Annotated in this window: 22 protein-coding genes; 6 read left to right on the forward strand and 16 right to left on the reverse strand. The window is 63.1% G+C overall.

Going from position 1 to position 23,220, the window contains the following annotated elements; translation table 11 throughout:
* Positions 1-169: 169 nt before the first annotated feature.
* A complete protein-coding gene (locus tag CHB87_RS20060) occupies positions 170-1,825 on the forward strand; it encodes an MFS transporter (protein WP_089410236.1) in 1,656 nt (551 codons plus the stop codon).
* 331 nt (positions 1,826-2,156) lie between these two features.
* The gene (locus CHB87_RS20065) at positions 2,157-2,564 is read left to right on the forward strand and encodes an OsmC family protein (RefSeq protein WP_089410237.1); all 408 of its coding nucleotides are present in this window, start codon (positions 2,157-2,159) and stop codon (positions 2,562-2,564) included.
* Positions 2,565-2,630: 66 nt separating this feature from the next.
* On the opposite strand, the gene CHB87_RS20070 is transcribed toward CHB87_RS20065, so the two are convergent.
* A complete protein-coding gene (locus CHB87_RS20070) occupies positions 2,631-5,111 on the reverse strand; it encodes a 2-oxoglutarate dehydrogenase E1 component (RefSeq protein ID WP_089410238.1) in 2,481 nt (826 codons plus the stop codon).
* A 219-nt stretch (positions 5,112-5,330) separates the two neighbouring features.
* Between CHB87_RS20070 and CHB87_RS20075 the strand changes: the two genes are divergently transcribed.
* Positions 5,331-6,245, forward strand: a complete 915-nt coding sequence (locus tag CHB87_RS20075) for a hypothetical protein (protein ID WP_089410239.1) — start codon at positions 5,331-5,333, stop codon at positions 6,243-6,245.
* 101 nt (positions 6,246-6,346) lie between these two features.
* Here CHB87_RS20075 and CHB87_RS20080 read toward each other — a convergent pair whose 3' ends face one another.
* The 10 genes from CHB87_RS20080 to CHB87_RS20125 form a co-directional block, all read right to left on the reverse strand.
* Positions 6,347-6,547 carry a cold-shock protein gene (locus tag CHB87_RS20080; RefSeq protein ID WP_013581125.1) on the reverse strand — a complete coding sequence of 67 codons (201 nt, stop codon included), beginning with the start codon at positions 6,545-6,547 and terminating at the stop codon, positions 6,347-6,349.
* A 196-nt stretch (positions 6,548-6,743) separates the two neighbouring features.
* Positions 6,744-7,457, reverse strand: a complete 714-nt coding sequence (cmk, locus tag CHB87_RS20085) for a (d)CMP kinase (RefSeq protein ID WP_089410240.1) — start codon at positions 7,455-7,457, stop codon at positions 6,744-6,746.
* A gap of 3 nt (positions 7,458-7,460) precedes the next feature.
* Complete coding sequence (locus CHB87_RS20090; RefSeq protein WP_089410241.1) at positions 7,461-9,668, reverse strand: winged helix DNA-binding domain-containing protein; 2,208 nt, start codon at positions 9,666-9,668, stop codon at positions 7,461-7,463.
* 111 nt (positions 9,669-9,779) lie between these two features.
* Entirely contained in the window at positions 9,780-11,738 is a 1,959-nt protein-coding gene (mutL, locus tag CHB87_RS20095; RefSeq protein ID WP_089410242.1) for a DNA mismatch repair endonuclease MutL, read from the reverse strand.
* 89 nt (positions 11,739-11,827) lie between these two features.
* Positions 11,828-12,466 carry a hypothetical protein gene (locus CHB87_RS20100; RefSeq protein ID WP_089410243.1) on the reverse strand — a complete coding sequence of 213 codons (639 nt, stop codon included), beginning with the start codon at positions 12,464-12,466 and terminating at the stop codon, positions 11,828-11,830.
* A 40-nt stretch (positions 12,467-12,506) separates the two neighbouring features.
* Positions 12,507-13,100, reverse strand: coding sequence for a hypothetical protein (locus tag CHB87_RS20105; protein ID WP_089410244.1), 594 nt, complete (start codon positions 13,098-13,100; stop codon positions 12,507-12,509).
* A 167-nt stretch (positions 13,101-13,267) separates the two neighbouring features.
* A complete protein-coding gene (pyk, locus tag CHB87_RS20110; protein ID WP_089410245.1) occupies positions 13,268-14,758 on the reverse strand; it encodes a pyruvate kinase in 1,491 nt (496 codons plus the stop codon).
* Between the two features lie 192 nt (positions 14,759-14,950).
* Entirely contained in the window at positions 14,951-15,808 is an 858-nt protein-coding gene (locus CHB87_RS20115; protein ID WP_245818131.1) for a YihY/virulence factor BrkB family protein, read from the reverse strand.
* A gap of 49 nt (positions 15,809-15,857) precedes the next feature.
* Entirely contained in the window at positions 15,858-16,355 is a 498-nt protein-coding gene (locus tag CHB87_RS20120) for a thioredoxin family protein (RefSeq protein ID WP_176441887.1), read from the reverse strand.
* A gap of 308 nt (positions 16,356-16,663) precedes the next feature.
* Entirely contained in the window at positions 16,664-17,821 is a 1,158-nt protein-coding gene (locus CHB87_RS20125; protein ID WP_142988451.1) for a VWA domain-containing protein, read from the reverse strand.
* Positions 17,822-17,901: 80 nt separating this feature from the next.
* Between CHB87_RS20125 and CHB87_RS20130 the strand changes: the two genes are divergently transcribed.
* Positions 17,902-18,864, forward strand: coding sequence for an alpha/beta hydrolase (locus CHB87_RS20130; protein WP_089410248.1), 963 nt, complete (start codon positions 17,902-17,904; stop codon positions 18,862-18,864).
* Positions 18,865-18,903: 39 nt separating this feature from the next.
* Positions 18,904-19,116, forward strand: a complete 213-nt coding sequence (locus CHB87_RS20135; RefSeq protein ID WP_089410249.1) for a hypothetical protein — start codon at positions 18,904-18,906, stop codon at positions 19,114-19,116.
* A 10-nt stretch (positions 19,117-19,126) separates the two neighbouring features.
* Here the strand turns inward: CHB87_RS20135 and CHB87_RS20140 are convergent, their stop codons facing one another.
* A complete protein-coding gene (locus CHB87_RS20140) occupies positions 19,127-19,513 on the reverse strand; it encodes a DUF6979 family protein (RefSeq protein WP_089410250.1) in 387 nt (128 codons plus the stop codon).
* Between the two features lie 195 nt (positions 19,514-19,708).
* On the opposite strand from CHB87_RS20140, the gene CHB87_RS20145 reads away from it, so the two are divergent.
* Positions 19,709-21,289 carry a hypothetical protein gene (locus CHB87_RS20145; RefSeq protein WP_089410251.1) on the forward strand — a complete coding sequence of 527 codons (1,581 nt, stop codon included), beginning with the start codon at positions 19,709-19,711 and terminating at the stop codon, positions 21,287-21,289.
* On the opposite strand, the gene CHB87_RS20150 is transcribed toward CHB87_RS20145, so the two are convergent.
* The 4 genes from CHB87_RS20150 to CHB87_RS20170 form a co-directional block, all read right to left on the reverse strand.
* A complete protein-coding gene (locus CHB87_RS20150; protein WP_089410252.1) occupies positions 21,276-21,665 on the reverse strand; it encodes a type II toxin-antitoxin system VapC family toxin in 390 nt (129 codons plus the stop codon). The genes CHB87_RS20145 and CHB87_RS20150 overlap by 14 nt on opposite strands.
* Positions 21,662-22,048, reverse strand: a complete 387-nt coding sequence (locus tag CHB87_RS20155; RefSeq protein ID WP_142988452.1) for a hypothetical protein — start codon at positions 22,046-22,048, stop codon at positions 21,662-21,664. The genes CHB87_RS20150 and CHB87_RS20155 overlap by 4 nt, the downstream gene beginning before the upstream one ends.
* A gap of 580 nt (positions 22,049-22,628) precedes the next feature.
* Positions 22,629-22,874 (reverse strand): BrnA antitoxin family protein, encoded by a 246-nt coding sequence (locus CHB87_RS20165; RefSeq protein ID WP_245818132.1) that lies wholly within the window; start codon positions 22,872-22,874, stop codon positions 22,629-22,631.
* Positions 22,875-22,908: 34 nt separating this feature from the next.
* Positions 22,909-23,208 carry a BrnT family toxin gene (locus CHB87_RS20170; protein ID WP_089410256.1) on the reverse strand — a complete coding sequence of 100 codons (300 nt, stop codon included), beginning with the start codon at positions 23,206-23,208 and terminating at the stop codon, positions 22,909-22,911.
* Between the last annotated feature and the right edge of the window lie 12 nt (positions 23,209-23,220).

The following is a 23,220-nucleotide window of genomic DNA, read 5'->3' on the forward strand; positions in this document are numbered from 1 at the left end:
ACCCACTTCGTTGCATGACCGGAATACCCACGCAACAGCCCCCACCGCGCTGCGTGGGTTTCCTCTTTAAGGGCATGGCTTTGCCTTGTCTTCTGGCTTGTCGTTCCCGAAGGGAATCTGCTTCTGTCTTTCTTGCGCGAGCTGACGCATCTAAACTGAAAGACAGCCGATGCCACTCGAATCCCCAGACACCTCTCCCCTGACGCCGCCGTCGATCCAGCCCAGCGGCTTCGGTCCTCTGCGCATTCCGCTCTTTCGCGACCGCTGGATTGCGTCGACCGTCTCGTCGCTCGGCACCTGGATGCAGGACACGGCCGGCACCTGGCTGATGACCTCGCTGACCGCCTCGCCGCTGCTGATCGCGCTGATGCAGACCGCCGCGTCGTTGCCGGTGCTCTTCCTCGGGTTGCTGGCCGGGGCGACGGCGGACATCTTCGACCGGCGCCGCCTGCTCATCTTCTGGCAGGGGTGGATGCTGGGCTCGGTCGCGATTCTCGCACTGCTGACGTTCCTCGGACACATCTCGCCGTGGGCGCTGCTGGCGTTCACCTTTCTGCTGAACATCGGCTCCGCGATGAACAACCCGGCGTGGCAGGCGATCGTGCCAGAGCTGGTGCCGCGCGAGCTGATCCCCGACACCGTCTCGCTGAACGCCGCGTCGAACAACCTTGCGCGCGCCGTCGGCCCGGCCATCGGCGGCCTGATGGTCGCGGCCTTCAAGAATACCGACACCGGCTCGGGCTTTGTCTTCCTGCTCAACGCGCTGTCGTTCGCCGGCGTCATCTGGGTGCTGGTGAACTGGAAGCGCACGCCGCTGTTCAAGTCCGCGCTGCCGTCCGAACGCATCGCCGGGTCCATTCGCTCTGGCCTGCGCTATGTGCGCTACTCGCCGCCGATGCAGGCCTCGCTGCTGCGCGCGTTTATCTACACGTTCTTCGTCTCGGCGGTCTGGTCGCTGCTGGCCGTGGTCGCCGCACAGGACCTGAAGCAGGGCGCGCTGGGCTACGGCATTCTGAACGGCTCGCTGGGCATCGGCGCGTTGATCGCCGCGACGCAGTTGCCGAAGATTCGCCGGCGGTTCGACGCGAACACGATCATCGCCGTCTCCACGCTGTATAACGTCTGCGTGCTGCTGGTGATGGCGTGGGTGCATACGCCGTGGATCATTATCCCGGTGCTGGTGCTCTCGGGCTCGGCCTGGACGAGCACCATGTCGACGCTGAACACCTCGGTGCAGCTCGGCGCGCCCGGCTGGGTCACCGCACGCGCGCTCGGCACCTACCTGATGACCTTCCAGGGCGGCATGGCGCTGGGTTCGGTGTTGTGGGGATTCGTCGCGGAGCACAGCAGCACGCGCATCTCGCTGACCGCGTCGGCCGCGGGCCTGCTCGTCACCCTGCCCTTCGCGCATCGCTTCAAGATTCTGCAAGGCCCAACGCCGGACCATACGCCTTATCAGTGGAAGCGGCCCGCGCCCGAACCCGTGCTGAACGATCCCGACGAAGGCCCGATCCGCGTGTCGATCGTCTACACCGTGCCGCTCGACCGGTACGACGAGTTCACCCACGCCATCCATGCGCTGCGCGGCGTCCGCCTGCGCGACGGCGCCATCCGCTGGGGCGTCTTCCGCGATGCTCTGCGGCCGGAGCTGCTGAACGAGACCTTCATCATGGAGAGCTGGATCGACTACCTGCGCTCCCGCGAACGCATGACCGCCGACGACCAGCGCATCCGCGACCGCGTCTGGGCGATCCATGCAGGGGACGGGCCGCCGGTCACAAGCCACCAGATCTATGCGAAGGAAGCGCACGCGGTAAAGGAGTAGGCGGTGCGGGTCGGGCAAGGTCGGAAAGCGCTTGTCATCCTGAGCGTATCGAAGGATCTGCTTTGGCTTTTGTCGTTGCCTGTTCCTGCCTACGCCCGTACCGCACGCCCTGTAGCGTATTTACGCCATGCTCCGAAACAAGAACAAACAACGGCCAAAGCAGGTCCTTCGCTTCGCTCAGGATGACAGGCATTTAGGGTGGCCTGTGAGCAGAAGATAATCCGCTCTCAACTGTCTGGAATGAGCGCTCCACACGACCTCTTGTGGAACGGGTCGACCACCATCTACCATTTAAAGGTCATGAACTTTTGCAGTAAGAACGGGAGCAACGATGGTCGCCATTGAAATCGAGTATCAGGGAGATTTGCATTGCGAGGCAGTACACGGTCCCTCGGGAACCAAGCTCAATACGGACGCGCCCAAGGATAACCAGGGACGCGGCGAGAGCTTCTCGCCGACCGACCTGGTCGCAACCGCGCTCGGAAGCTGCATCCTGTCGGTCATGGGCATTATGGCCCGCACGCTGGACATCGATATCGCCGGGGCAACGGCCAGCGTGACGAAGGAGATGACCTCTTCCGCGCCGCGACGGATCGAGCGGCTGGCAGTGACGATCCGTGTTCCGAAGCCGGTGACCGAGGAGAATCGCACGAAGCTGGAGCGCGCCGCGCATACCTGTCCGGTACACAAGAGCCTGCATCCCGATGTGCAGATGCCGATCCAATTCATTTGGGGATAGAAGACGACTTGGGCTGGAAAACAGAAGGGCGCGGCCGAGGCCGCGCCCTTCATGTTGCACCGATTGCTACGCGCCGAACGCCAGGTTGATCAGCGTCTTCTCTTCCAGATCGTGCGCCTTGGCCGAACCCGTCGCCGGGCTGGCCGCCGCGCTGCGCTTCACGCTGGTCAGCGCGCGGTCGCCCGCGATCTTCTTCAGGTGCGGCATGACGTACGAGAAGGCGCCCATGTTCGCCGGCTCTTCCTGCACCCAGACGATCTCGGCGTCAGGATGCTGATCGAGCGCCGCCTGCATCTCCTCCTCCGGGAACGGGTACATCTGCTCCAGGAAGACGATGCCGACGGACATATCCTTGCGCTTCTCACGCTCCACGCGCAGGTTGTGGCCGATCTTGCCCGAGCAGACGAGTACGCGGCGCGGGTTCTGGACCGCGTTATCCGGCAGCACATTCTTGAAGCCGTCCGCGGCGAAATCCGCCAGCGTCGACGACGCATCCGGGTGCCGCAGCATGGACTTCGGCGTCATCACGACCAACGGCTTACGCCACTGACGCATCGCCTGCCGGCGCAGCATGTGAAAGTACTGCGCCGCGGTCGAGGGCTGGCAGATCTGCATGTTGTCGAGCGCCGCGAGCTGCAGGAAGCGTTCGAGACGAGCGCTCGAGTGCTCCGGACCCTGACCTTCGTAGCCATGCGGCAGCAGCATCACGATGCCCGACAGCAGACCCCACTTCGCCTCCGACGCCGAGATGAACTGGTCGATGATGATCTGCGCGCCGTTGGCGAAGTCGCCGAACTGCGCCTCCCACAGCACCAGAGCCTCGGGATAGTCGCGCGAGTAGCCGTACTCGTAGCCCAGCACCGCGGCCTCGGACAGCAGCGTGTTGTAGACCTCGAACCGCGCCTGCCCTTCACCCATGTGCTCGAGCGGCGTGTACTTCGCCTCGGTCTCGATATCCGTCAGCACCGCGTGGCGCTGATTGAAGGTGCCGCGCTGCGAGTCCTGCCCGGTAAGGCGAACCGGCGTGCCGGTCGTGACGAGCGAGGCGTAGGCCAGCAGCTCCGCCATGCCGTAGTCGAACGGACGCGCGCCGTCGCCCATCTGCACCCGCTCGGCAAACAGCTTCTTCAGCTTCGGATGTATGTGAAAGCCCTCGGGAACGTTGGTCAGCGCAGCCGTCAGGCTCTTGACCTGCGCCGCGTCGATGCCGGTCTTCAAGGTTGCGTCGGCCTCGGTCAGCGTGCCGCCGTGATAGGGGTCCCAGTACGAGGGAAGTTGCGCGAGCACCGGCTTATGCTCGGCCTTGGTCGCGAGCTTCTGCTCGTCGAGGAAGACCTGCTGGATCGCCTTCACCTCTTCGGTGCAGTCGACGCCGATCTGCTTCGCATACTTCAGATACAGCACCGGATGATCCTTGATGATCGCGTAGCGGCGCGGCGACGTGACCGTCGGGTCGTCGACCTCGGAGTGCCCATGCCGGCGATAGCCGACCAGATCGACCACCACATCCGAGCCAAAGGTGCTGCGATACTCGGCGGCGATGCCGGCGACGCGCATCACCGCGTCCGGATCCTCGGCATTGACGTGGAAGATCGGCACCGGCAGGCGCTTGGCGATGTCGGTCGAAAAGCGCGAGCTGTTCGACTCCTCCGGCACAGCCGTGAAGCCAAGCAGATTGTTCACCACAACCTGAATCGTGCCGCCGACGTTATATCCCTTCAGCCAGCTCATATTCAGCGTCTCGGCCGTGATGCCCTGGCCGGCAAAGGCCGCATCGCCATGCATGACCAGCGGCAGAACCTTCTTCTCGCTGCCGGCGCCGAACCGCGTCTGCTTGGCGCGCGTGCGGCCCATCAGCACGGGGTTGACCGCCTCCAGATGGCTCGGGTTCGAGGCCAGGTGCAGCTCGACCTTCTTGCCCTCCGGCGAGGTGTAGGTTCCGGTCGCGCCGACGTGGTACTTCACATCTCCGCCGCCCAGCGTGCTGCGCGGGTCGACATCCTCAAACTTGGTGAAGATCTCCGACGAGCTGCGGCCGACCGTGTTGGTCATCACGTTCAGGCGTCCGCGATGGCTCATGGCCAGCATCGCCAGCTCGACCCCCAGGTCCGCGCTGACACGGAAGACCTCGTCGAGGAACGGAATCAGCACCGTCAGGCCTTCGAGCGAAAACCGCTTCGTTCCCAGGTAGCGCGACTGAATCACCTGCTCGAACAGGTCGGCTTGGATGAGACGCGTGAGGATGTGCTTCTGGTCTGGAACCGGCGCGGGCCGCTCCATGCGCTCCTGAATCCACTGCCGCTTCTCGATGCTGGCGATGTGCATGAACTCGACGCCAATGGTGCCGCAGTAGAATCCGCGCGCGTCGACCGCATCCTGGCCCTCTTCCACCGGCACAGGGAAGGGCTCGCCGGGAAGATACTGCCCCAGCGGGTCGAGCTGCGTCTGCAGAAAGCCCCAGCGGCGGAAGACGTCGAAGGTGGTCTCGCGCTGACTCGGTCGTCCGTCCTGTGTGGTTGCTGCCGCCTTCTTTTCCTTGGTCGCCATCGCTAGCCCAATCCTCGGTATAAAAATTTTGTATTCGGTGCGGAAAATGTTTCTGCTCCGCGTCACTTGGTATGCTATGCCTATCGCGATAGGACGCGAAACCCCGGTAGCCGGTATTCGCGCAGGCTGGGCGAAATCGTATCGAAAGTTGCACTCCCTCGCCCGGTCGAGCGCATTGCCTGCGAAATCTTATTCGCGACCGGCCACTATATTGGTGACATGAGTCTGCTTCGCGACGCCTCGCATTCCCTGCTTCTGCTCGCGGTCCTGGGTTGCGCGTTGCACGCGCAGGAGCCGAATACAGAGACAAAGCCCCTCGACGCTCCACTACCCGACATCTCCAACCTTATGCACGAGGTCGAACGTCAGCAACGCGTCGACGAAAGCATCCAGAAGGACTATATCTACCACGAGGCCACGCGGTTCGAAGAGGTCGACGGCCACGGCCAAACGAAGAAGGTCGTCGCGAAAGAGTTCGATATCTTCTGGATCAACGGCGTCAACGTGCGCCGGCAGACGAAGAAGGACGGCCGCGATCTCACTCCGGACGAGCTTCGCAAGGAGAACGAGCGGATCGATAAAGAGGTCGCCAAGGGGCGGGAGCGCCGGGACAAGGCCGACGCCAAGGGCAAGGAGACCGACAGCCAGGGCAACGAGGAGATCACCGTCTCCCGCCTGCTGGAGCTGGGTTCGTTTAGCAACGAGCGCCGCATCGCACTCGAAGGCCGCGACACGATCGTCGTCGACTTCGCCGGAAATCCCAAAGCGAAGACGCACTCCAGCGCCGAAAGCGCGCTGAAAGTTCTTGCCGGAACGGTCTGGATCGACGAACACGATCGCTCGATCGTCCAGCTCGAAGGCCGCATGATGGACAACTTCAAAGTCGGCGGCGGATTGGTGCTGAACGTACACAAAGACACGAACTTCGCCCTGCACAACCGCAAGGTCAACGGTGAGGCCTGGCTTCCGGTCTCATTCGAAGCGCACGGACAGGCTCGAATCCTGCTCTTTGACAGCCTGAACGGCAACGTCCACGCCCAGTTCGGGGACTATCGCAAGTTCAAGACGAAGTCGACCCTGCTGCCGGGAATGGAAGAGCTGCCGCCCGAGGACAAACCGCAGGACAAGCCCTGAAATCGCATCCCTACCATTTTCGGAGCAGCCACAAACGGCGAAGAGGGATAGCCTAAGCCATCCCTCCCGCAAAACTTGGTTGAAGCCGGTGTGGCTAAAGACTAGAGAGGCTGAACGTCAGACGCCTGCCAACCCTTGGGTCCCTTGACCACGTTGAACTGCACAGCCTGACCCTCTTGGAGGCTCTTGAAACCGTTCGAATTGATCGCCGAGTAGTGAACAAACACATCCTCGCCGTTCTGACGGCTGATGAAGCCAAACCCCTTGGCATCGTTAAACCACTTCACTGTTCCCTGTTCCATGATGAGTCTTTCCTTATTACAGATGAAATTTTGCCGCTAAAACAAATTGGGGTTCGACGTTACAGCCCTGCAGACAACCAATCTGTTTGAAACGATGACCAAAGGTTAGCACGAGTGGCAAGGATTCGGTGGAAAAGTTTACACTTTCGATGAATCTGCCCTGAAAATAGTGCATCGCACTGGGAAAAAGCGCCTGCTATGCCTGCGCGGGAAGGTGTTGCAGGACGATTTCCTCCGACCTGGCCAGCACCTCTTCGAGCGTCATGGCCGTCGAATCGAGCACGATCGCGTCCTCCGCGGGCCGCAGAGGCGACTCCGCGCGGTTGCGGTCGCGTGCGTCGCGCGCCTTCAACTCCGCCAGAACAGCCTCTTCGGTCACTTTTTGCTGCGCGGCGGGCGCCGACTGCCGATACCGCCGGCTGCCGCGAACCTCCGGGTCCGCGTCGAGGAAGATCTTCACCTCGGCGTCGGGAAAGACCGCCGTGCCGATGTCCCGGCCTTCCATCACCACGCCGCCCATCACGCCCAACTGGCGCTGCTGAGCCACCATCCACGCGCGAAGCCGGGGATGAACCGAGATGCGCGAGGCCGCGGCCGTCACATCCGCATCGCGAATGCGCGCGGAGACGTCGAAGCCGTCGAGCAGCACACGATTGCCCTCGCGCTGCGGCTCAAGCTCGATCTTCGTATGGCCGGAGAGAGCCAGTAACGGCGCCTCTTCGTCGAAGTCGAGGTCGCTCTGGATGGCCTTGTAGGCCAGCGCGCGGTACATCGCGCCGGTCTCAAGGTTCAGGAATCCGAATCGGCGCGCGAGGTGCGCGGCCAGCGTGCTTTTACCGGCGCCAGCGGGCCCGTCGATAGCGATGACGGGCCGCTGGCGCTTCGTGGTTGCTGCAGTTTCAGAGGACAAGGCTTAGCGGCCTCCCTTGTAACCACCGCCGCCCGAACCCGGCTTGCGTGGACCGCCGGAGGGCTTGCCCGGCTTGCGGAAGGGCTTGGCGCCGTCGGCGAACTTGGCGAAGGTGCTGCCCGGCTTGACGAATCCGCCGGCAGGCTTGCCGAAGGGCTTCTTCGCGCCGAAGCTGGGTTTGCCGCCGAAGCCCGCGTTGCCGCGGGGAGCCGGACGGCCCTCGCCGCGCGGCGCATCGGGGTTGAACGGGCGTGCCGGGCGGTCGGAGTTGAACGGACGCGCGGGGCGATCGCTGTTGAACGGACGCGAAGGACGATCTCCCGACGGGCGGTCGCCATACGGTTTCGGTGAGCGCGGCGCGTCGAACTTGCGGAAGACCTTGCGCGGCGCCTCGGCGCCGCCCTGCTCGCCACGGTCGCGGCTGAAGCTGGGCTTGCCGCCGTAAGCGGGACGGTCGCCGCCGATGCGTGGCGCAAACGGCTTGCGCGCAGGCGAGCCGCCAAAGCTGGAACGATCTCCGCCCGGACGCGGCGTAAACTCGCGGCGCGGAGGACGGCCTTCGCCCGAACCGAACTCGCGGCGCGGCGGGCGTGAGTCGGAGCCAAACTCGCGGCGCGGCGGACGCGAGTCGCCGCCAAAGCTCGGCTTGCCCTCGAATCCACCCTCGCGCTTGCGGCCGAAGGTTCCGGGCTTCGAGAAGGTCTTGCGCGGCGCGGAATCGCCGCCTTCAGGACGCGGCGTGAACTCGCGGCGCGGAGGACGTCCCTCGCCAGGCGTGAACTCCCGGCGCGGCGGGCGCGAGTCGGAGCCGAACTCCCGACGTGGCGGACGGCCTTCGCCCGAACCGAACTCACGGCGCGGAGGACGCGCATCGCCGCCGGCGCGGTTGTCGCGGCTGAAGCTGGGACGCGCGCCGAACGCAGGCTTCGAGCCAAACGACGGGCGCGAGCCAAACGCTGGGCGCGAGCCGGATGCTGGACGATCCCCGGCGGGACGCGGACGGAAGGCAGGACGCTCGCCACCCTCGCTCGATGCCGCCGGGCGGGCTGGGCGATCTGAACGATTTTCATTCCAGGGCTTGTTGAAGCTGGGGCGGGCTGCGCCTTCCCCATCGCGCTTGAACGGACGCCGCTCGCGGTCGCCGCCGAATGCGGGCTTCGAACCGTATGCAGGCTTCTGGCCGAAGGCCGGGCGCGTGCGCAGGCCGGTGCCGATCTTGCTGCCGGGCTTGGGCGTGAACTTCGAAATACGCGGCGCCTCCGCGTCCTCCTCCTCCGAAGCGGATGCGGATGCGGCAACCGTCTCGGCGGCTGGCTTCTCCGCCGCGAGGAATGCAGGGGCATCGCCCGCAACATGCAGCAGGGTCTTGCCGTCGATCACGATCGTCTCCAACTGGCGCGCGGAGAGCAGCGCGTGGATGACGTCGCGCAGGCGCGAGCGCGGGGCGAGCGGCGAGAGGAAGGTCTCGATCTCGTCCTCGGTCGCGATCAGCGACTGGCCGAGATAGAGCGAGATGAGCGCCGAGAGCGCAGTCGGCTGACCGGCGTTGGCGCCCGATTTGATCTGTTTGGTGAAGCGGCTGCTGGTTAGCTCCCAGAGGGTCGCCGTGCCATCCTGCTGGGGCACGGGGATGACGCGGAGCTGCGACCAGAGCTCGGTGAGCGCGCGCAGAACAGCCGCTTCGGTCACTTCCTTGCCAAGCTGCGTGGCCAGGTCGTAGGCCGAAAGCGTGACTTTAGCCGCCAGAACCTCGTAGGTCGCAAGCGCCAGCGGCGAGACCTTGACCGGGCCGGAGGTCACCGGCGCGAGCTTCCAAGCCTTGTTGCCGCGCAGGGTAAAGATGTAGGAGAAGACCGCGGCCGAGCAGATGAAGTCCGGCACATCGGTGCCGACGCCGCCGGTGACGCCCAGCAGGTTCAGCGGCACGGCGACGCCTTCGGCGATCAGGCGGGCCAGCAGGCCGCGCGCGGCCTCTGCGTCGGCGATGGACGGCGCGGCGTTCGCGGCGCCAAGGGTGGCCTCGACGAAGCTCGGCGCGGGCGAAGGAATCTGCTGCGAGCGCGGCGTCCAGAGCACGAGGCCCGAGGTAGAGATCCAGTTGCGCAGGCTCTCGATGGTGAGAAGCGGCTCGGCATGCTGATGCCAGTGTGCGGTGCGGGCGGCGGTAAGTTGTTCAGCCGTCGAGGTGGGAGTCGTATTAACGTCGGTCACGAGGTGTTGCCTTCCTGCTGTGCGGCCTGCTGGTTGGCAGGGGAATCGCTTCAGCGTCCAACGCCGAAGCGGAGGAAAAATCGTCAAATTATCAAAATGATGCCGCGCGGACTAAATCCGCTGGAACGCGCGCTCTATCTCTTTATGAGAATACCGCAACGCGATGGGTCTGCCGTGCGGACAGCTCGTCGGGTACTGAGTCTTACCCAACTCTGACAATAACCATTCTATCTTCTCGCGCTCCAGCGGCATGTTAATCTTGACGGCTGCGTGGCAGGCCATGCTGGCCGCGATGCGCCGGCGGCGGGTGTCGGCGTTCTCGCTCTGCTGCTCGCGCTCGTCGACGGCCAGCACATCTTCGAGCATCTGCTGCAACTCCTGCCCTTCGAGCCCCACCGGCGCGGACTTCACCGCCAGGGTGCGCGGTCCGAAGGGCTCCGCCTCGAAGCCGTTGCGCTCCAACTCCTCCGCGATACGGGCGAACGACACCATCTGCGCGGGCAGCAGGTCGATCAGCAGCGGCATCAGCAGACGCTGCCGCTGCACCTGCTCGGTGTCGCGTTCGCGCATGATCTTTTCGAAGAGCACACGCTCGTGCGCGACGTGCTGGTCGACGATCCAGAGGCCTTCTTCGTTGACCGCGAGAATAAACGAGTCGCGAAGCTGGCCGAGCGGCTTGAGCGTCGAGAGCGAGTAGAGCGTGGGGTTGTCGACCACGCGCTGCTGCGTGTAGCCGACGGGGATCGGCGCGGCGTCGAAGCTCAGGTTGCCGGGCGAAGTCTGAACCGGCGCTGAGTTCAGCGTAAAGCTCTCCGCGTCGGAAAAGCTGGGCGCGCCTTCGGACTCCGGCAGCGCGCCCAGCGGCATCGGACGCCCATCGAGATTGAGCTGCGGATGCAGGACCGCATCGCTCGGCGGACCGGGCATCGGGCTGACGTCAAGCAGCAGCGAGGCGCTCGCCCCGGCGTACGGCGCGCCGCTGAGCGCGTCGGCGAAGCTGGCCGCGGGGCGAGCGTTCATCAGCGTCGTCCGCACGGTATCGCGGATGAAGTCGTGTACGAACGTCGGCTGGCGGAAGCGCACCTCGGTCTTGGCCGGGTGGACGTTCACGTCGACCTCCTGCGGCGGCATCTCCAGAAACAGCAGCACCACCGGGAAACTGGTCGGCGGAATGACGTTGCGGTAGGCCTCGGTGAGCGCGTGCAGGACCAGCCGGTCGCGGATCAGCCGGTGGTTGACGAAGACGTAGATGGAGTTGCGATTGAGCTTCTGCAGCTCCGGCTTGGCGACAAAGCCGGTGATGCGCAGGTAGCCGGGGTCGGGCGGCTGATAGTCCTCCTCGCGCTTCCACGGCGGAGGCTCCGGCAGGCCGGCCCGGGTAAAGTCCATCTCGGCGGCGGTCTGAAGCATCAGCGAAGCAGTCTCACGGCCGAAGATCTGGTAAAGCCGCTCGCCGGCGTTCGCAACCGCCGGTGCGACCAGCAGAGCCTGCGTCGCCGAATGAAGCTCGAAGTGCCGCGTAGGGTGCGCCAGCGCGTAGTGCGTCACCAGCGCGGCGATGTGCGAAAGCTCGGTCGACTCCGACTTCAGGAATTTTCGCCGCGCCGGGGTGTTGTAGAAGAGGTCGCGAATCGCGATGGTCGTTCCGGGGGGCAGCCCGGCGTCCTCGACCCGCAGAATGTTGCCGCCCGCGATCTCGATCAGGGTGCCGGCCTCGTCCTCGGGCGCGCGGGTTTCGAGCAGCAGCCGTGCGACGGAGGCGATCGACGGCAGCGCCTCGCCGCGAAAGCCAAGCGTGGCGATGGAGAGCAGGTCGTCCGAGGTCCGGAGCTTCGAGGTGGCGTGGCGTTCGAAGGCCAGCAGCGCGTCGTCGCGTCCCATGCCGTGCCCGTTGTCGACGATGCGGATGAGCTTGCGTCCGCCGCCCTCGACCTCCACGCGTATGCGTGTGGCGCCGGCGTCGATGGAGTTTTCGAGCAGCTCCTTGACGACCGATGCCGGCCGCTCCACCACCTCGCCCGCGGCAATCTGGTTGGCGACCTGGTCGGAGAGGATGCGGATGCGGCCCATCTTCGAATTGTAGTGAAAGCGGCCAGTCCGCGCACACTGCCGCAAATGAGTTAGAAGCATGCGGGCGTCCAGAGGACGCGGACCACGCGCTACTGGATTCCCGAGTGCTGCTTGATGAGTTCCTGTAGCTGTTGGGCCTGGCGATTCGTCAGTTGTGCGGGCACGTCGGCAGGATCGAGCGGCTTGATATCGCTTGTCGTTCCTCTGAGAAACGGGGCTGGCTCGACAGGATTACTCACTGGCTGCGCAACGGGCGGAGGATGAGCGACAAAGCATCCGGGAACGAGCATCTTGCACTCTCGCTCCACACCGGCGGAACACAAGGTCAAGAGAGGCTGGTCGGCGCGGTTCTGCTTGAAGGTTACGAGAGCCGGGGGATTGGCCTGAACGCATTGCGCGTAATATTTAAATGCCTGCACATAATCTTCCATGCCATCCGACGCTAGCCCAAGCCGGTAACTCAGCCGAAGAAATGTAGGAGAGTTAGAGGCGCCTCCCCATCGCAGGGAATAGTTCCGCAGTAAGTCGCGCGCACGCGCATAAGCCGCTTTGCGCTCGTTGCGGGCGACCGTCATCTCTGTATCTGGCGGACACACGCCGTTCGGACAGTCCTTATCGTAAGCCGCCTTCGCGGCATCCAGCGCCTTCACCACCTGCGCCCAGTCGCTGTCCGCCGTCGGAGCCTGCGCATGAATGAAGGACGGCGACACCAGAAAGAGAGAAAGCATCGCAACTCTTAGACAAAGCCATCTCACGGGCGAACTCCTGCTAAGGTTTTTGGTTATCCGTATCTGGCATTACAAACGGCGAAGGTAACGGAGCGGGAGGTTCAGGCTCCGCGGCCTTCACCTTGTTCCCTGTCGCGGCGTTGGTTCCCCCAAGGGTCAGCGCTATCTCATGCATCGACGAAAACCCTACGAGGGTAATTGACGCAAGCATGATCAGAGCGCCGGGAGCGAGCTTCTTGAAGCTGACTTTCTGAGATTTGAAGGTGCCGTCGACATCCACCTCCCCTTGAACGCCAAGCAAAAACAAAGAAAATCCTAGAAATCCAAACGCTATTCCGGCAACCACGCCGCAAGACTGGAGTAGAGTCTTATTCTGCGCCGTCCGCGCCATCAAGACCGCCACGACATTATTCACATTTCTAGCAGCCAGGTAGGCGGGCACATTCTTCTGAAACGAATCGCTTGTATAAAAAGAATAATAAGAAATATAAGCGATCGTGAAAACCAGACATAACGTCGCCAGACCAAGACCCGCAAAAAATCCCCATTTAATCAGCGGGGTCTGCACCTCATGCGGAGCGGATTCCTGGGGAGCTTTCGCGGAGCCCTGAGCTTCTTCCGTTGGCTCGATCATTTATTTCTCCGTGTAGAGAAACACGATAGAGCACAAGGCGGGAGACGCACAAGAAAATTTTCGGGGATAGCAAAATGCCCATCCACTTATCGATGCACTTAAATGAAACTGCCCCGTTCCGCCGCGGGTCGAAGGCGGGAACGAGGCAGTAAAAACAGGACCAGCCGTTACTTCTTCTTTTTCTTCTTCGCCTTCTTGGTCTTGGCGATCTCTTCCTCGCGGTCGCCGACCATATGCAGGCGCATGAAGTTCGTCGCGCCGGAAAGCGTCCTTGTGCCGGCGACGATGCCTACCACCTGCCGGGCCTCGACGAAGCCCAGATCGCCCAGGATCACCTCGGCCATCTCGACCAGCTTATCGGTGCCGACAAAGCGATCGCACAGGATCGGGTAGGTGCCCCACAGCAGCATCGCGCGGTTCACCACTTTTTCGTCGGGCGAGAGCGCGAAGATCGGCGCATCCGGCCGGTACTTCGAGAGCAGGCGCGCCGTCATGCCGGACTCGGTAAAGATCGCGATCGCCGACACTTCCAGCTCGTCCGCGGCGTGCGCCATGCACTCGCAGATCGTTTCGGCGATGGAGAGGCGCGGGTTGCGCTTCAACGCCGGCGGAGGGTTCAGGCGCATCTGCTGCTCGGTCTCGCGCACGATCGTCGCCATCATCGCGACCGACTGCACGGGATACTTGCCGGCAGCCGACTCGGCCGAGAGCATGACCGCGTCCGTGCCGTCGTAGATCGCGTTCGCCACGTCCGAGACCTCTGCGCGCGTCGGGCGCGGGTTGTCGATCATCGACTCCAGCATCTGCGTCGCCGTGATGACCGGCTTGCGATACTCCGCGGCGCGGCGGATGATGTGCTTCTGAATCGCCGGAACCTGCTCGGGCGGAACCTCGACGCCCAGGTCGCCACGCGCGACCATGATCGCGTCCGCGACCTCGAGGATCGAATCCAGGTGCTCGATCGCCTGCGGCTTTTCGAGCTTCGCGATGATCCACGCATTCGACTTCAGCGCGTTCAGACGGTTCTTGACGTGGCGTACGTCGTCCGCCGTGCGCACGAACGAGACCGCGATCGTGTCGACGCCCTGCCCGATGGCGAAGATCAGATCCTCCTCGTCCTTCTCGGTCAGGGACGGCACCTTGACCGGGATGCCCGGCAGGTTGATGCCCTTGTTCTCACCCAGTATGCCGCCGTTGATGATCTCGCAGACGACGTCCTGCCCGACGACCTTCTCGACATGCAGCTCGATCAGACCGTCCGAGAGCAGGATCCGCGAACCCTTTTCGAGGTTCTCGGCCAGCGTCAGGAAGGTCGTGCCGACCTTGGCCGCCGTGCCTTCGTACTCGCCCGGCGTGATGGTCAGGCGCTTGCCGGCGATCAACTGCACGGGCATGTGATCCTTCAGCTTGCCGGTGCGGATCTTCGGCCCCTGCAGGTCGGCCAGGATACAGATGGGCTTGTTCTCCTCGCGGGAGACGTCGCGCACCATCTTGATCAACTCCGCCTTCTGGGCATGGCTGCCGTGTGAAAAGTTCAGGCGGGCGACGTCCAGTCCGGCGCGCACCAACTCGCGAAACATGGGCGCGGTGCTGCATGCGGGACCCAGAGTTGCGACGATCTTGGCGCGACGGCCGCGCTCGCTACCGGAAAATACCATGGAATTCACAGTCTCGTGGCTCGAAGATTTCATAAGGTGGCTTACGCCGTGCTCTTTCTCAAACCGTGCTCAACGGCACTGGTCTAACCACTGAAGTTTAAAGTTCTCGCGATGCAAGCCAATTCTAAATGCGCTAAGCGATATAGAGCCAGCCATTCGAGCATTGGGATTGCCGAATCGTGATAGCGATGTCTATTCTGCCACGTCCGCGTGACGCCGTTCTCGCTGCAGTGTGATTTGCCGATTGAATTCCGCGCCCGTCAGCACGCTGAGAAAGATGATCGAAAGCCAGACGAGCAGGGCCATGCCGCTGCCCAGCGAGCCGTAGATGACCGAATAGTTCGCGAATCGCGTAACGTACCAGCCGAAGGCGAGCGTCACCACGAACCACATGCCGGTCGAGACCAGCGCGCCAGGCAGCGTGCGGTACCAGCGTTGCCGATGCGGCGTGCCCAGGTGGTAGATGATCGCGTTCACCCCCACCACGCCGGCCAGCGCGACCACCCAGCGCAGCGCCTCCGCCAGCAGGTAGAACGCGAGCCGCGTGTCCGGCTGCATGGAGTAGGCCAGCCAGAAGGTGATCCAGTGGCCGAAGACCACCAGAATGCTGGCGATCGCGAACGGCACCAGCGAGAGCGGCACCAGCAGCAGCGCCCGCCGCCTGCGCTGGCCGAAGCTCCAGCAGTTCTCCGGCAGCTCGGAGGCGCGGCGCAGGCCCTCCATCAGGGTCGCCATCACGCCGGACGCGCCCAGCATGCTGAAGAACGCCGCCAGCGCCAGCGCGCGCACCGAGCGCCCATGATGCGGCGAGGCGTCGAAGTACGCGTCGAGCGTAGGCAGAACGTCGGGCGGCAGGATCCGCTCGAAGAACGCGCCAAAGCTCGCGCGCAGCGGAATGGAGTCCGGTAGCAGAGCAATGATCGCCGCCGTGACCACCAGCGCGGGAAAGAGCGAGAACATCGCCGAGTAGGCCGCCGACTGCGCAAGGTTCAGGCAGTCGTGCTCCACCGCGTTCAACAGCGCGCGGTGGAAGGCGACCGGAATGCGCAACGCACCTTTCAGACCGACTCTCCCCCGCGGCAGTTGCCTGACGTTCAGCTTACCGCTTCCACTTGGTCAGAAAATCGGTGACCGACTGCGAGCTCATATTGCGCATGTTTTCGAACTCGCCGGTGGCCTGCGCGTAGACGACCTTGCCGTTCGCATCGAGCACGGCCAGCGCGGGAACGCCCTTATGGATGTTGATGCCGTAGCCCTCGGGGATGTCGAGGTGCGTGTCGATGTGACCGATCCAGACGTGGACGACGACGAAGTTCTTCGTCAGCAGCTCCTCGTTCGGCGCCTGGTGGAAGTAGATGTCGAGCACCTGGCAGTCGCCGCACCAGTCGCCGCCAAAGTCGACGATGACGCGCTTGTGTTCGCGCCGAGCCTGCTTCAGCGCTGCGGCGATGTCGGCGCGCGGGTCCGCGGTCTCGGAGTAAAGGTGCTTCTTGCCCGCCGGCGGCGTCATCTGCGCATGAAGCGCAGGCGCGGCAACCAGCGCGAGGGTGGAAGCAAAGAGAGCAGTGCGGGCGATCTTCAGCGGGTTCAAGGTCATGGGTCGGTCCAATCGAGACAGCATTGCCGCAGGTTGTGCCAGCGGCTCAACTATAAATGATGCGCTGTCCGCAGCCTACGACTCATGTTCCCTGGCCAGCCCTACTCGAGCTGTCATCCTGAGCGTAGCGAAGGACCTGCTTCTCGCCCGGAGCGTTGCGGCTCTACAGGAGAACAGCAGATCCTTCGCTGCGCTCAGGATGACACGTTTTTGCGTGATTAAGATGACACGTTGTTGCGTGACAGGATGACACGTTGTTGCGTGAGATGACATGCTTTTGCGTGAAGAAGTGGTTACGAAGAAAGCCCCTACTTGCCCGTGTAGTACCCGTCCCGCGTCTGCACCGTCAGGTCCTTGTATTTCTTATCCTTCAAGGTCAGGTCCACCTGGTGATAGCCCTCCGCCGCGCGCTCGGTATCGGGCGTGTAGCCCAGCCGGTACTGCGAGCGCAGCTCCTCGCCGATCTGCTTGTAGATCTCGGCCACGGTCTGCTTCTTCGTCTCCTCGAACATGCGGCCGCCGGTCTCCTGCGTCATGCGTTCGAGAATCTTCTTGCCGTCGACGCGGTTCTGCGTCGGGCGTCCACCGCCGCCGCCGTTGCCGCCGCCACCCGGATAGCCGCCGCCCCGCTGTCCGCCACCCATGCCACCGCCCATGCCGGGGAAACCGCCGCCCATGCCGCCGCCACGGCGTCCTCCGTTGTTGTTCTGGTTGCGATTGTCCTGCGGCTGCTCGCCCTTGAAGTAGATCGCGTAGACGATGGTGTCCGCGCGCTGCGCCGCCTCGATGGCCTTGGCGATGGTCTCCTTGCTGTTGCGGTCCTCGCCATCGGTCAGCAGAATCAACGCCTTGCGACCCTTCTGCTTGGAGAGAATCTCATCCGCCGCCAGGAAGGCCGCGTCGTAGAGCACGGTGCCGCCCCGCCGCGCGCGATTGTTGCCGCTGTTGTCGTTCGGGTCGGTCGATCCCGAGTTCGACGTGTCGCCGTCGAGGTCTTTCAGACCCGCCTGCAGCTTCGGACGCGAATCCGTCAGGTCCGCCAGCAGCTCCGTTTGCGCGGCAAACTGGATGATGAACGCCTTGTCGTTCGGGATGCCGGGCCGATTGTTCTTCAACATGCTGTCCAGAAACGCCGAGCTCGCCGTGCGCTCCTCGTCCAGCTTGTTGCGCATGCTGCCGCTGGTATCGACCAGCAGGCCCAGGCTCAGCGGCAGATTCGCGTCCTGATCGAAGTACCGGATCGCCTGCGCGTGGTGGTCCACCTCGAGGACGAAGTCGTCCTTGGTCAGCGTCTGGACGATCGCGCCCTTCTTGTCGCGCACGACGACCGGCAGATTCACCAGCTTCACATCGCTCTTGATCGTCGGCGTTGCGTCGTCGGCGGCGGCCGACTGCGCATGCAGCGGAGACAGGGAGAAGACCAGCGCAGCCAGCGCAAGATAACGTGGGACGTAGCTCGGCATCATGTACACATGGACGCGATTTCGCGCGACAAGTTTCGCCCGTACAGCCAGTCATGCCACGCATGCGATAAGCTGTCCCACACATGATCGCCCTTGCCCGTACGTTTGCCGCCAGCCTTCTCCTTGGACTCGCTTCCGTCGCCTGCGCCCAAAGCAGCGGCCAGGCCAGCGCCCCGACCGCGCCACCCGCGACCGTCACCGAACCGCCCAAAGGCTTTGCGCAGGCGATCGTACTGTGGCCGAACGGCGCGCCCGGCGCTCACGGGACCGGCGAAGGCGATGTGCCGAAGCTCTTCAGCTACCCGGCGCCAGGAGCTGCTCCGCACCCCGCCGTCGTCGTGCTGCCCGGCGGAAGCTACAGCCACCTGGTGATGGAGAAGGAAGGCGCCGTCGAGGCGCGCTGGCTGAACGAACGCGGCGTCTCCGCCTATGTGCTGGAGTACCGCCTGGGTCCGGCCTATCGCTTCCCTGCACCGATGCTCGACGGCGCACGCGCCATCCGCTATCTGCGCAGCCATGCTGTGGATTTCGCGCTCGACCCCGGACGCATCGGCGTGTGGGGCTTCTCTGCCGGAGGACACCTCGCCGGCTATCTCGCCGCGGTCCACGACGCCGGCGATCCGGCCGCCCAGGACCCCATCGACCGCCAGGGCGACCGCCCCGACTTCGCCATCCTCAGCTACGCCCGCGTCGCCTTCGACAAGGAGTTCTCTCCCACGCCGCCGATGGGAGACCTGATCGGCAAGGACGCAGCGCAGTCTGTCGTGGACAGCATCTGGGTCGAGCGGCTGGTGACAAAGGATGCCTCGCCCAGCTTCATCTACTCCACCACCGGCGACCAGACGGTCGACGCCCGGAACTCCACCGCCTACTACGACGCGCTCAAACGAGCGGGTGTCCCGGCGGAGCTGCACATCTTCGAGCGCGGCCCGCATGGCACAGGCATGGCCCAGACCCTGGCGCCCGCGCTGGACGAGCTGAAGATCTGGCCGCTGCTGCTGGAGCACTGGATGACCCAGAACGGCTGGATGCCGATACAGCGGTGACGATGTGGCCGCGCTGGCCCTGATTCGCATCACAGAATCATGACTACTCCAGAGATCGACGACATCGCAACCAGAAACGCCAAACATGGACCCAACACCAAGCTCATCCTGTTCGGAGCTTGCGTCGCATTGCTCGCCGTTTTGATTGCCGCCTATTTCATGATGGACTGGGACGGCAAACGGCTCATCCCAAAACCCGACCACACCTCGCGGAGCCTGTTGCCTACGGAAAAGCGCGTCTGGCTCGGCTGAGCTTCAATCCTCAGACGATCAGTCCGTTCTTCCAGAGCGCCAGCACCACATCCATCTGCGCGCCGTAGGGAATCTCCTCTTCGCTGTCGCTCGTCACCTCGGCCCAGAGCTGTGGAATCGTGCGATGCGTGCCCGCCTTCAACAGCGCCACCGCCGCCACCGCGTAGCCCTTGTGTACGTTCGAGGGCGAATACTGCCCCGCCGGAATCCCCTTCACCAACCCCGCCTCGCACAGGCCGAGAAACGCATTGCGCGGTGGCCCCTTCTTCTGGCCGGCCGGCGTCGTCGGGTAGAGCTTCGCCACCGACTGCTGCCAGCGCTCGAGCGGCGTATACGCCTTGCCGTAAAGTTCCATCCGCACCGCCATCAACGCCGCCTCGCCGTACTTGTTTGCCATGAACTCTCCTGCAACCAAGTTACCCTAAACCGTTCCCGGCGCAAGCATCTTCCGGGCCATGCGGCGGCTGAAATTCGCAAGAAAGTCCTGTATCGACACAGGAGCTGGCGGCAAGCCCATGATATCGTCGACCCAACGCCATCCCTTGAAGATTTGTTCGACTGCCTGTGAAAGGTTGGAGCTTTGGAGATATCGATGCGTTCCGAGTCCCTGGCTGTACGACTTACGCCCGTGGCGCTGTTCGTAGCCAGCGCGGTGGCCCTCTTCGCGCGCTTCCGCCGCGACACCTTCCTGGCGTTCTACGACGACGACCTCTTCTATTACCTGAAGATCGCCCAGAACCTGACGCACGGCCAGGGTTCGACCTTCGACGGCATCCACCTCACCAATGGCTACCATCCGCTGTGGATGCTGACGTTGACCGCGCTGACGGCCATCGTCCCGCACGCGGCGTTCTTCTACGCGCTTCAGTGCCTTCTGCTCGCAAGCGTCATGGCGACCTTCTTCGCGGCGCGCGGTCTGCTGCTTAATTTCAACGCCGGCCAGACCATCTCCAATACATACGCGGTCGTGCTTGCGCTGCAGACCATGCTGCTGATTCGCGGCGGCATGGAGGTGACGCTGACGATTCCGCTGGCGCTCGCGCTCTGCCGGTATCGCCTGCAGCCCTCGTTTCGCTGGACCGCCGGAGCTGGGGTCCGCCTCGGGCTGTTCGCCGGGCTGGTCATCCTCTCACGGCTGGACTCCGCGTTGCTGGTCGCGCTCCTGTTCGCGTTCGATCTCCTGCTGGCAAGGCCGGCCACCCGCGACGACTGGGCCGGACGCCTTGCCGCCGCAGCCGCCTGCGGAACGCCGGTCGCGCTCTACCTGGCCTCGAACGTGGCCTTCTTCCACACCCTGATGCCGCTCTCCGGACAGGCAAAGCAGATGCGGCTGCATGGCGGATTCAACCGCGCAGCCATCGACTCGCTGCTGCACTACCTGCCAGGCGCCCTGCGCGGCGCGATCGTCCTACCCGCGATGCTGGCGATCCTCTGCGCGCTCGCGCTGCTGGCCCTGCGGGCAACGCGTGGGTTGAACAACGCGCAGCTCGCCATCGCGCTGAGCCTTATCGCCTTCCCGTTCCTGCACATCCTGACGCTCTCCTACCTGAGCGACTGGCCGCTGTGGGGCTGGTACCTCTACTCGGTCGTGCTGGCGATGGCCGGCGCACTCGCCCTGCTGACGAAGATGGGTTGGCAGGCCACCCGCTGGATGCCCGCCGCCGCCCTTGCGCTGATGGCGCTCGTCACCGTGGCCGAGTGCCGCAGAACGCAGGCCGGAAACCTCTGCTACAGCTACGGCCGCGACCTCGAAGGCTTCGCCCGCACGCACGACGGCGTCTACGCCATGGGCGACGCCGCCGGCACCGCGGGCTACCTGATGCAGCCGCCGCTGGTCCAGCTCGAAGGCCTGGTGATGAACAAGCCCTACCTCGCACTCATCCGCAATCAGGCCAACCTGCGCGACGTGCTGAAGAGCTACGGCGTCCGCTACTACGTCACGCCCGACTCAAAACAAATCGGAAACTGCGCCCACGCCACCGAACCCAAACAAGCCGGCGCCAACGCGCCCCATATGCAGGGAGACTTCTGCATGAGCCCGGTGGCTACGTTCCAGCATGGAGCGGTGACTTTGGTGGTGTTCGATCTGAGGACAAAGGATACCCGAACTACAAGGCTCGCTGAAGCACCTACTCTGGGAGCTACTGCCGAAACAAGTCTCAACGCCAGATAACCGGAGCGTCGTACCTGGGGATGTCGGAGTCTGAAGTCAGGATCGTCAAGCCTTCTTCAAGAGCCTGCGCCACAATGAGCCTGTCGAACGGATCACTGTGATGGTATGGGAGAGTCTCGGACTTCAAAATATAGGACATCTCGATTGGCAGCGTCGTGATGCCGATCTCTTCCACACGTCCCAACAGAAATCTAATCGAGGAGTCCGGCATAGCTAACCCGCCTCGGGAGGCCTTTGCCGACAGTTCCCAGAGCGATGCCCTGCTTACAAACAACTCATTTTGATCGGCTTCGAGAAGCTCTCTAACCTTCGCGGTTAGCTTCTCCCGATCAAAGACGGACCAGTAGAGCACGTTGGAGTCGAGGAGCAGCTTCACGCAGGCTTCGCCGGGAAAATAGCCCCGTTGAGAATTTCATCCGTGAAGGCCTTGTCCATTGCCAGCCACTCCTCCTCGGTCGGAGGTTGAATCAGGCCTTCTCCTGCGTAGAGCAACTCGCGGCGGGGACGGTCAGAAGGCGTGTTCTTCTGCTGACCGGGGCGCGGGGCGAGGAAAAGCGCGGGTTTGCCGGGCAGCGCGATCTCCACCTCTTCACCGGTGGACGCGGCGTTGAGAATGTCGGCGAAGTGCTCTTCGGCGTATTGGGCGCTGACCTTCATGAGTTTAGGGTAGCGGATCGGCCCAATAAGGGCAATCAAATCAACATAGAACGGGTGACGATAGCTTATTCTAAGCTCGTGTTGAGCCTTTAGTGGCCCCACACTCTCGCGTCGCGCCAAAGTGTGGGGCGGAATTATCTAGCTCAACACCTACAAGTCCATCGTTTCAATCCACACCCCCGACTGGGGCGACAAATTTAGTTTAATTTGCTTTCACCTACAAGTCCATCGAAGTTATACTACCCGTAAAGCTGATCTTCCCGGACGGTCCGATCAGCTTTCCTTGCAAGTGGTTCACTTGTCTACCATCGTCGCCTCTTCACATTCTTGAAAGGAAGCTAAATGGCGTACTACAAATATGCGAGATATCTAACAGTCAGTCAACACTCAGAGTTCGACTCCCTTTGTCCCCCAGGTCAGTTGACGAAGAATTCAGGAATTTATCGGTGTGAAGGCTGTGGCCGAGAGATCACTGAAGTTATTCACAAGCCTTTACCCCCACAAAATCATCATCAGCACACCGCATATCAAGGTTCCATTCGCTGGCGGCTGGTCGCATGTCATCAGGAAGTCTAAAAACGTAGTTCAAACGGGCCGGGCTCCTAAAGTCCGGCCCGCCCTTTTCTATTCTTCGTAGTTTGCACAGAGGGTTCGATAAGCAACTCTAATAGGCTCGACGGGCTTACGCCATCTTCAATCCAGCCTCAGCAATCGCAGTAGAAATCTGCTCATCCGGTACACCCTGCCGACGCAGACTCTCCGTCAGCGCCTCCACTTGAGAGCCACCGAGACGCGACAGGTCCTTACGCAATCCTTGGCCAATGTAAGAGCGCATCAACGGTTGATAGCCTGCGAAGCCAAGCATCGGGGCGATCTCTTTCAAATCCTCAATTAGGTCCTCCGGCATCCGCAGGCTGATCGTCGTCATAGGACGTTCCGGCTGTAGCCGAGCCTTCAAGCGCTCACGCATAGTCTTCATAGCTCTTCCTCTCCTGTGCCGTTGCCTGCCGTGCTGAGATGATGCGAATCGCCTCATCATCGCGCTCAATATGGACGACGAAGAGCAGCCTGCCTTGCTCCGTCTCGCCAACGATGGCACTGCGAATCTCTTCATCGATACCCGCGTCTCGCAGTTGAGCGAAGGGATCGAGGAATGCCTGGCAAGCCAGCTCAAAGCGGACACCATGCTTGACGAGGTTGGAGGCAGCCTTGTGAACGTCCCAGACGAAGTCCAACCCCTCGTAGCGGAACAGCACATCCATGCACAACGTATA

Origin of the sequence: Granulicella rosea (assembly GCF_900188085.1) — a bacterium.
Taxonomy (GTDB): Bacteria; Acidobacteriota; Terriglobia; order Terriglobales; family Acidobacteriaceae; genus Edaphobacter; species Edaphobacter rosea.